Raw genomic sequence first — 8,796 nt, forward strand, 5'->3', positions numbered from 1 at the left:
CAGCCGCAGCGCGGGCGTGCCCGCGGCGACGAGCTGGGTCAGCAGCGCGCGGCGGCGCTCGGCGGCGATCCGGGGGAGCACCTGCGCGAGCCGCCTGGCCGCGCGTTCGCGTTCCGCACGCGTCGCGCACGGGGCCAGCACCGGCTGCGCACGGGCCGCGCCGGGCGCGGCGGAGCCGCCGGGCAGGTCCGCGGCGAAGGTCAGCTGCTGCTCGCCCAGGGCGATGCGCAGGCCGGAGCCGCTGAGCCGGTGCGCGTCGGCGGCCAGCACGAGCATGCCGCGGCCGCTCGGCTCGACGGTGCGCCAGGCCCAGCAGAGGACCTCCACCCGGCGGCCGTCGCGGTCGGTGACGGTGAGCTCACCGGCCCAGCCGGGGGCGAAGTCGACCAGGTCGTCGAGGTGGTCCAGGGCGTCGCCCGAGGGCTTGCCGGCGAGCGGGAGCAGACCGGTGGTGGTGCGGTCCAGCACCTCGTTGCGGCGGTGGCCGAAGAGCTCCTCGGCGCCGAGGTTCCAGTGGGTGAGCCGCCCGTCCGAGTCGACCACGAGCGCGGCGAGTCGCGCCAGCGCGACCACCTCGGGCAGGGCGGCGTCCTTGCCGGCGCGGTCGTTCGCCGCTGCGAAGGACTCCTCCGTCATCTCACCCTCTCTCAGCGGCTCCGCGGCTCCATACAGTTCGGGTACCCCAGGCAAGCACGAAACCTGCGGGTCTAACCCGATATTGAAGAACATTTGCCGTGTTCCGTAGCGCGTACACCTGCGCACGCCCTAGTGTGCGCCCTTTGTGCCCATCTCGGGGACAGTAGGGTGGCCGGACGGACACGCGCGTCGAAGAACGAGTAGTGAGGTTCCAGATGACTACCGACCGTGTCGGAGAGCCGGTGCCGCCGGTCCGGTGGGCGGATCCCGAGGAGCCCGAGCTGGAGGCCCGCGTCGCCAGTGCGGAGGCCGAGTGGGTCGACGCCGAGGTCGGCGTGGAGACCCTCCGGGTCGAGCTGGACAACTTCGCCCTCGTGCACCACCAGCGGCTCGGCCCGATGTACGTCCGCCTGGACGAGCTGGACGCGCTGATCGCCGAGGCGCGCGCCGCGCGCACCGGCAGCGCGGAGGATCTGCGCCGCGCCTACGAGGCGCGCAGCGTGCTGGAGCCCATGCCCGACCTGGCCGCCTTCTTCGACGAGGGCGACGCGAGCGGGGAGGGCGCGGTGCCGCCGGTGTCGATCGAGGCGCCGGAGCGGATCCGCCCCGACCGGGAGGCCCAGCGCCTCTTCCGCGATCTCGCGCGGCGCGCGCACCCGGACCTCGCCCAGGACCCGGAGGAGGTCCAGCGTCGCGGCGCCTTCATCGCCCGCGTCAACGACGCCTACGCCCGCGGAGACGTCCTCGCCCTGGAGCAGCTGGCCCAGGAGTGGGCCGACGGCGACCCGGCCTCCTTCCAGCCCGCCGCGGGCACCCCCGAGCGCGTGGCTTGGCTGCGGCGGCGCCTGGAGTGGCTGGAGAGCCGGCTGCGCCGCCTGGAGGCGGCACGGGCCGAGCTGGCGGACAGCCCGATGGGTCAGCTGCTGATGCTGCACCCGGACGACCCGGACGCCCTGCTGGAGGTCCTCGCCGAGCAGCTGCTGGCCAGCGTCGCCGAGCGGCAGTCCGAGCTTGAGACACTGTTGTCGTAGTCCTTTTGTTTCTGAGGAGATCCTCGTGTTCCAGCCCACCGTCCCCACCGTCGACATCTCCGCGGTCCCGGCCGACGCCGTCCTGCTGGACGTGCGTGAGCAGGACGAGTGGGACGCGGGTCACGCGTCGGACGCCGTCCACATCCCGATGAGCCAGTTCGTCGCCCGCATCGGCGAGCTTCCGGAGGCGGAGCCGCTGTACGTGGTGTGCCGGGTGGGCGGCCGCTCGGCGCAGGTCGTGCAGTACCTGGTCGCGCAGGGGCGCAGCGCGGTGAACGTGGACGGCGGCATGCTGGCCTGGGAGGCGGCGGGCCGCGAGCTGGTCAGCGACAGCGGCGAGGCCTTCGTCGCCTGACCTCCGGCGCCCGGCCCTCTTGAAGGGTGCGGGACGAGGCGGTATCAACGGGAGAACTGACGCTCAGTCAGAAACCTGGGGGTGCCGCCGTGAACGCACTCGTGGAAGCCGTCCTCGCTCGGCGGGACCGCGCACGTGACGCGCTGGTCGGGGAGGGCTTCGCCCACAGCGGGGACGAGACGCTGCGCGCCGTCCGCACGCGGGCCGCGTACCTGGGCGAGCACCTCGCCGCAGCGGAGTTTCCGCATGTCGGGCTGCTGCTGGAGAACACCCCGGCCTACCTGTGGTGGCTCGAAGCCGCAGTCCTCGCCGGGGCGACGGTCGTCGGCGTCAACCCGACCCGGCGCGGGCCGGACCTGCGGCGTGATCTGACGCACACCGACTGCGCCCTGCTGGTGACCGAGACGCGGCTGCTGCCGCTCGTCGCGGACCTCGGGCTCGACATCCCCGTCCTCGTCGTGGACTCCCCCGGTCACGACGAGGCGCTCGCCCCGTACGCCGACGCCGGGCCGCCGACCCGGCTGCCCGGGCCGGAGACCAGGCTGCTGCTGACCTTCACCTCCGGTTCGACCGGCGCGCCGAAGGCCGTCGTCTGCAGCCAGGGCCGCATCGCCCGCGCCGGCGACAAGCTCCTGGCCCAGTACGGCCTGACCGAGGCGGACACCGGCTACGCCTGCATGCCCCTCTTCCACGGCAACGCGCTGATGGGGCTGTGGGCGCCGCTCCTCCTCGCCGGCGGCACGATCGCGCTGCGCCGCCGTTTCTCCGCGACCCGCTTCCTCGGCGACGTCCGGGCCTTCGGCGCGGACTACTTCACCTATGTCGGCCGCGCCGTCTCCTACGTCCTGGCCACCGAGCCGCGGCCCGACGACGCGGTCAACCCGCTGCGGCTCGGCTTCGGCACGGAGGCCGGGGCGGTGGACGCCGCCCGCTTCGAGCGGCGCTTCGGCTGCCGCCTGGTCGAGGGCTACGGCTCCTCCGAGGGCGGCTGCAACCTGAGGCAGGACCCGGCCGCACCACCGGGTGCGGTCGGACGCAGCGGCTCCGGCCCGTACGACGATCTCGCGGTCGTCGACCCGCGGACGGGGGAGGAGCGCCCGCGCTCGCGTTTCGACGAGGCCGGACGGCTGCTCAACGGCGACGAGGCGATCGGGGAACTGGTCAACCGGACGGCCCGCGCCGGGTTCGAGGGCTACTGGCGCAACGAGGAGGCCGGAGCGGCCCGGCTGCGGAACGGCTGGTACTGGACCGGCGACCTCTTCCATCGCGACGCCGACGGCTGGTTCCACTTCGCGGGCCGCAGCGCGGACTGGCTCCGCGTGGACAGCGAGAACCTGGCCGTCGCCGATATCGAGAACATCCTCGCCCGCTGGGACGCGGCGGCGGCCGTCGCCGTCTACGCCGTGCCCGACCCGGTCGCGGGCGACCAGGTGATGGCCAGCGTCGAACTGCGGCCCGGGGCCGTGGGCGCCGTGGGGGCTGTGGGGGACGACGCGGAGGCGGAAGCGATCGCGTCGGGCTTCACCCGGTTCCTGTCCCGTCAGCCCGACCTGGGGACCAAGATGCCGCCGCGCTTCGTCCGCATCGTCCCGCGGATGCCGGTCACGGCCACCCACAAGACCGCCAAGACGGGCCTGCGGGAGGAACGTTGGGACGCCGTGGGCGGCGACACCGTGCTGTGGCGGCCCTACCGGCGGTCGCCGGGCGGCGAGCTGGGCTACCGCGTCCTCACGGCGGAGGACCGCGAGAAGCTCGCCGCGCTCTTCGCCGAGCACGGCCGGGCCGCCTTGATCGGTCGAAACCAGGTGCCGGGGCCGTGAGTCTCAGCGAAGATGTTGTCCCGGACGGGTGACCCCCGCCGTGACACCGCTGCCTGACGAAGGGCCCACATGACCGACGGAATCGGCGAACTGCTCCGGACGGAGCGGATCGAACTGCGTCCCATCACCCCGACCGTCGCCGCGGCTCTGCGCGCGGGCGGCAGCGGCGGTCTCGACTGGCTGGGCGGCGCTCCGTTCGAAGGCACGGTGGACGCGTGCGGCGGCCTGCTGAAGGCCCACGAGGCGGGCCTCTACCAGGAGGCGTGGGGCGCGTACGCGATCGTGCTGCGCGACGAGGGCGTGGCGGTCGGCGGCGTCGGCTTCCACGGCGCGCCGCGGGACGGCAGTTGCGAGATCGGCTACGACCTCGTGCCTCCGGCCCGAGGTCGCGGTCTTGCGACCGAGGCGGCGCGCCTGGTCACGGCCTTCGCGCTGACGCAGCCCGGGGTCGACTACGTGGTGGCCCACACCGAGCCGGACAACGTCGCCTCCCAGGCCGTCCTGGAGCGGGCCGGCTTCGCCCGTGACGGGGAGACCGAGGGCCTCCTCCGCTTCGTGCGGCGGTAGCCGCGCGTCTCCTCCCGCGGGAATGCGCACTGTCCAGGGGCGCGGGGAACCGCGCGACAAGCCACCGATGAGCAGATGGTCCTCAACGCACAGGGCCATCCGCACAGGGTGGTTGTTCGCGCAGTTCCCCCGCGCCCCTGGGTGGGTGCACCTTCTCGCGTGCAGTTCCCGCGGCCCCTGGGATGGTGCAACTTCCCGCAGGCCGTTCCCCGTGCGCCGCTTAGGTCACATGTGGCGCAGGAGTCCCACGGGTGACTCCACCGCGTCGGCGACGAAGCGGAGGAAGCCGCCGGCTGTCGCTCCGTCACAGACGCGGTGGTCGAAGGTGAACGAGAGCTGGACGACGCTGCGGACCGCCAACTCCTCCCCCACGACCCATGGCTTGCGTGCGATCCGGCCCACGCCGAGCATCGCGGCCTCGGGGTGGTTGATGATCGGCGTGGAGCCGTCGACGCCGAAGACCCCGTAGTTGTTGAGGGTGAAGGTGCTGCCCGTCAGCTCCGCAGGGGTGAGCGTTCCGGCGCGGGCCGACTCGGTGAGGCGGGCGATCTCCTGCGCCAGCTCCTCCGTGGTGAGCCGGTCCGCGTCGCGGACGACCGGGACGACGAGGCCGCGCTCGCTCTGCGCGGCGAAGCCGAGATGGATCGCGCGGTGGCGGCGCACGCCCGTCGGCACACCGTCCGGGCCCAGCTCCACACTGGAGTTGAGCGCGGGGAAGCGGCGCAGCGCGGCGACGCAGACGCGGGCGAAGAGCGGCAGGACGCCGACGCCCACCGCGGCCTTCGCCTCCAGCAGGGCCGTGGCGTCCGCGTCGACCCAGCAGGTGGCGTCGGGGATCTCGCTGCGGCTGCGGGCGAACCGCTCGGCGGCGATGCGCGCGCCGCCGCGCAGCGGGATGAACTCGCCCTCGGCGGCTGTGGCGTCGGCCGCCGTGACGGGCACCGCCCGTGCCTGGACGGCACGTTCGACGTCGGCGCGCATGATCAGGCCGTCCCGACCCGTGCCGGAGACCGTGGCGAGGTCCAAGCCCTGCTCGCGCGCGAAGCGCCGCACCAGCGGGGAGATGACCGCCACGGCGTGGGCCGCCGGAGCCTTCACCGCGACCGGCGCGGGCGCAGGCGCGGGTGCGGGTGCCGGCACCGGCACTGGCGCCTGCGTGGCCGCGGGGGAGCCCGGGTGGGCGACGCGGCGACGGCGCGGTCCGCTGCTGTGGCTGGTGCCGTAGCCGACGAGGACGTTGCCGGAGCCGCCGGCCTCGCCCTTGGGCGACTCCGCGGTCCCGGCCTCGCTCGTGGCGACGGTGATCAGCGGCGCGCCCACGGGCACGACGGCGCCCTCGGGGCCGGCCAGGGTGGTCACCACGCCCGGGTAGGGGCAGGGGACTTCGACGACCGCCTTGGCGGTCTCCACCTCGGCCACGGGCTGGTCGACGGCGATGACGTCGCCGACGGCGACGAGCCAGCGGACGATCTCGGCGGAGGTGAGGCCCTCGCCGAGGTCGGGCAGGACGAATTCGCGCACGGAGGCCATCGCGGTCACTGCTCCCACTGGAGTCGGGCCACCGCGTCGAGGATGCGGTCGACGCCGGGCAGGTGGTGGCGCTCCAGCATCGGCGGCGGGTAGGGGATGTCGAAGCCGGTGACCCGCAGCACGGGCGCCGCCAGGTGGTGGAAGCAGCGCTCCGTGACGCGAGCGGCGATCTCCGCGCCGGGGCCGCCGAAGCCGGTGGCCTCGTGCACGACCACCGCGCGGCCGGTGGCGCGCACGGCCGCGGTCACGGTCTCGTCGTCGAAGGGGGTCAGCGAGCGCAGGTCCACGACGGCCAGGTCCCAGCCCTCGGCCCTGGCCACCTCGGCGGCCTCCAGGCAGACCGGCAGGGAGGGGCCGTAGGTCAGCAGCGTCGCACTGGTGCCCTGGCGGCGGACCACCGCGCGTCCGATCGGCTCGACCGGCCCGGGGGTGATCTCGTCCTTGGACCAGTACAGCCGCTTGGGCTCCAGGAAGACGACCGGGTCGTCGGAGGCGATGGCGGCGCGCAGCATGCCGTAGCCGTCGGCGACGGTGGCGGGGGTGAGCACGTGCAGGCCCGGCGTGTGGGCGTAGTACGCCTCGCTGGAGTCGCTGTGGTGCTCGACGCCGCCGATGCCGCCGCCGTAGGGGATGCGGATGGTGATCGGCAGCGGCAGCCGCCCGGCCGTCCGGTTGCGCATCTTGGCGACGTGGGAGAGAAGCTGCTCGAACGCCGGGTAGGCGAACGCGTCGAACTGCAGCTCCACGACGGGACGCAGGCCGTACATGGCCATGCCGACGGCGCTGCCGAGGATGCCGGCCTCGGCCAGCGGGGTGTCCAGGCAGCGGTCCGCGCCGAACTCGGCGGCCAGGCCGTCGGTGATGCGGAAGACGCCGCCGAGGGTGCCCACGTCCTCGCCCATCACCAGGACGGTCGGGTCCTCGCGCATGGCGTCGCGCAGCGCGGTGTTGAGGGCCTGGGCCATCGTCAGGGACGTGGTGGCGCCGGAGGCGGCGGCGGGTGCGGTCGCGGTGCTCATCGTGCGTCGGCCTCCGCCGCGAGTTCGGCGGCCAGCAGGTCGGCCTGCTCCCGCAGTTGAGGGGTGGGCTCGGCGTAGACGTGCGTGAACAGGGACAGCGGGTCCAGTTCCGGCTCGCTGTGGAACTCGGCGCGCATCTCGGCCGCGAGTTCCTCCGCGGCCTCGGCGGCGGCCGCCACGCCCGCGTCGTCGATCAGGTCGTGGGCGCGCAGGTGGCGCTCCAGGACGGCGAGCGGGTCGCGCTCCTGCCAGGCGTCGACCTCGTCGGGGGTGCGGTAGCGGGTCGCGTCGTCGGCGTTGGTGTGGGCCTCGAGTCGGTAGGTGACCGCCTCGACCAGGACCGGGCCGCGGCCGGAGCGGGCGTGCTCGACGGCCTCGGTCAGGACGGTGTGCATCGCGGCGGCGTCGTTGCCGTCCACGAGGCGGCCGGAGATGCCGTAGCCGACGGCCTTGTGGGCCAGCGTGGGGGCCGCGGACTGCTTCGACAGCGGCACGGAGATCGCGTAGCCGTTGTTCTGCACCAGGAAGACGACGGGCGCGCCCAGCACGCCGGCGAAGTTCAGGGCCTCGTGGAAGTCGCCCTCGCTGGTGCCGCCGTCGCCGACCAGCGCCAGCGCGACCACGTCGTCGCCGCGCAGGCGGGCGGCGTGGGCCAGCCCGACGGCGTGCGGGGCCTGGGTGGCCAGCGGGGTGGACAGCGGCGCGGTGCGGTGGGCCTTCGGGTCCCAGCCGTGGTGCGCGTTGCCGCGCAGCAGCGTCAGGGCCTCGACCGGGCGCACACCGCGGGAGACGACGGCGAGGGTGTCGCGGTAGCTGGGGAAGAGCCAGTCGTCCTCGCGCAGCACCAGCGCGGCGGCGACCTGGCAGGCCTCCTGCCCGGTCGAGGCCGGGTAGACCGCGAGTCGACCCTGCTTGGTCAACGTGGTGGCCTGCTGGTTGTAGCGGCGACCGAGCACCAGGCGGCGGTAGAGGTCGCGCAGCAGCTCGGGGTCGAGCTTGTCGGCGGCCGGGGTGTCGAGCAGGCGGAACGGCTCGGGGTCGGGCAGCAGCGGCGCGGGATCGCGGCGCGGGCCGTGGGCGTTCGGCGGCCAGACGGAGGCCGACGGGCCCGCGGGTTGGTCGAGAAGGGTCATCTCGGCACCTCCGAGTGGGTGGGGAGAGAGTGGGGAGATGCAGGGGCACGGTGATGCGGTGGGAGCGGTGGCTCTCCCTACCGATTGTTCGGTCGAGAGATCGAACTGACTACTCTTGCGGCGCAGTGGTGGACATACGGTCCACCGAGCGCTTCGCTGGAAGCAGGTCGTCCATTTCGGGAGGGCAGGGGGCCATGACCGCTGAACAGATGGCCGGTGGGGAACACCGCTCGCTGGACCGGGTGGACCGGGCGATCCTGCGGCTGCTCCAGCAGGACGGGCGCGCCTCCATCCGCTCGGTCGCCGAGCGGGTGCACGTGTCGCGCGCCAACGCCTACGCGCGCATCGCGCGCATGGTGGAGGACGGCGTGATCCGGGGCTTCACGGCCCGCGTCGACCACGAGCGCGCCGGGCACGGCGCGTCGGCGTACGTGACGCTGAAGGTGGTGCAGAACTCCTGGCGGCAGGTGCGCACGGCGCTGCTGGACCTGCCGGGGGTGGAGCACATCGCGCTGGTCGGCGGCGAGTTCGACGTGCTGATGCTGGTGCACACGGTCGACAACCGGGCGCTGCGCGACCTGGTGCTGAACAAGATCCAGTCGATCCCGAACGTCCTCGCCACCCAGACGCTGCTGGTCTTCGAGGAGACGGACCGGCTGCCGGTGCTGCCGGACTGACGCGGGCGCCGACGCGTGGGGCCGGCTC

The 8,796-nt window shown here is 74.0% G+C and carries 9 protein-coding genes; 5 read left to right on the plus strand and 4 right to left on the minus strand.

Annotated elements, in window-relative coordinates; genetic code table 11:
• On the minus strand, window positions 1–636 hold a 636-nt coding region (locus TR48_RS37640), incomplete at its 3' end, for a PAS domain-containing protein (protein ID WP_042375289.1).
• 215 nt (window positions 637–851) lie between these two features.
• Between TR48_RS37640 and TR48_RS37645 the strand changes: the two genes are divergently transcribed.
• The 4 genes from TR48_RS37645 (at window position 852) to TR48_RS37660 (ending at window position 4,409) form a co-directional block, all read left to right on the plus strand.
• Complete coding sequence (locus tag TR48_RS37645) at window positions 852–1,667, plus strand: hypothetical protein (RefSeq protein WP_052443375.1); 816 nt, start codon at window positions 852–854, stop codon at window positions 1,665–1,667.
• 25 nt (window positions 1,668–1,692) lie between these two features.
• On the plus strand, window positions 1,693–2,022 hold the full coding sequence (locus tag TR48_RS37650) for a rhodanese-like domain-containing protein (protein WP_084730094.1): 330 nt from the start codon (window positions 1,693–1,695) through the stop codon (window positions 2,020–2,022).
• Between the two features lie 89 nt (window positions 2,023–2,111).
• A complete protein-coding gene (locus TR48_RS37655; protein WP_084730095.1) occupies window positions 2,112–3,842 on the plus strand; it encodes an AMP-binding protein in 1,731 nt (576 codons plus the stop codon).
• Window positions 3,843–3,911: 69 nt separating this feature from the next.
• Window positions 3,912–4,409 (plus strand): GNAT family N-acetyltransferase, encoded by a 498-nt coding sequence (locus TR48_RS37660; RefSeq protein ID WP_042375292.1) that lies wholly within the window; start codon window positions 3,912–3,914, stop codon window positions 4,407–4,409.
• Between the two features lie 225 nt (window positions 4,410–4,634).
• On the opposite strand, the gene TR48_RS37665 is transcribed toward TR48_RS37660, so the two are convergent.
• The 3 genes from TR48_RS37665 to pdhA are packed head-to-tail and all read right to left on the minus strand — an operon-like array spanning window position 4,635 to window position 8,091.
• Window positions 4,635–5,939 carry a dihydrolipoamide acetyltransferase family protein gene (locus TR48_RS37665; protein WP_042375305.1) on the minus strand — a complete coding sequence of 435 codons (1,305 nt, stop codon included), beginning with the start codon at window positions 5,937–5,939 and terminating at the stop codon, window positions 4,635–4,637.
• Between the two features lie 5 nt (window positions 5,940–5,944).
• On the minus strand, window positions 5,945–6,958 hold the full coding sequence (locus TR48_RS37670; protein ID WP_042375293.1) for an alpha-ketoacid dehydrogenase subunit beta: 1,014 nt from the start codon (window positions 6,956–6,958) through the stop codon (window positions 5,945–5,947).
• A complete protein-coding gene (gene pdhA, locus TR48_RS37675) occupies window positions 6,955–8,091 on the minus strand; it encodes a pyruvate dehydrogenase (acetyl-transferring) E1 component subunit alpha (RefSeq protein WP_042375295.1) in 1,137 nt (378 codons plus the stop codon). The genes TR48_RS37670 and pdhA overlap by 4 nt, the downstream gene beginning before the upstream one ends.
• 194 nt (window positions 8,092–8,285) lie before the next feature.
• Between pdhA and TR48_RS37680 the strand changes: the two genes are divergently transcribed.
• Window positions 8,286–8,768: an Lrp/AsnC family transcriptional regulator gene (locus TR48_RS37680; RefSeq protein ID WP_042375297.1), complete on the plus strand. Its 483-nt coding sequence runs from the start codon at window positions 8,286–8,288 to the stop codon at window positions 8,766–8,768.
• Window positions 8,769–8,796 lie beyond the last annotated feature (28 nt).

The sequence above is a fragment of the Streptacidiphilus neutrinimicus genome (assembly GCF_000787815.1).
GTDB classification, from domain to species: Bacteria; Actinomycetota; Actinomycetes; order Streptomycetales; family Streptomycetaceae; genus Streptacidiphilus; species Streptacidiphilus neutrinimicus.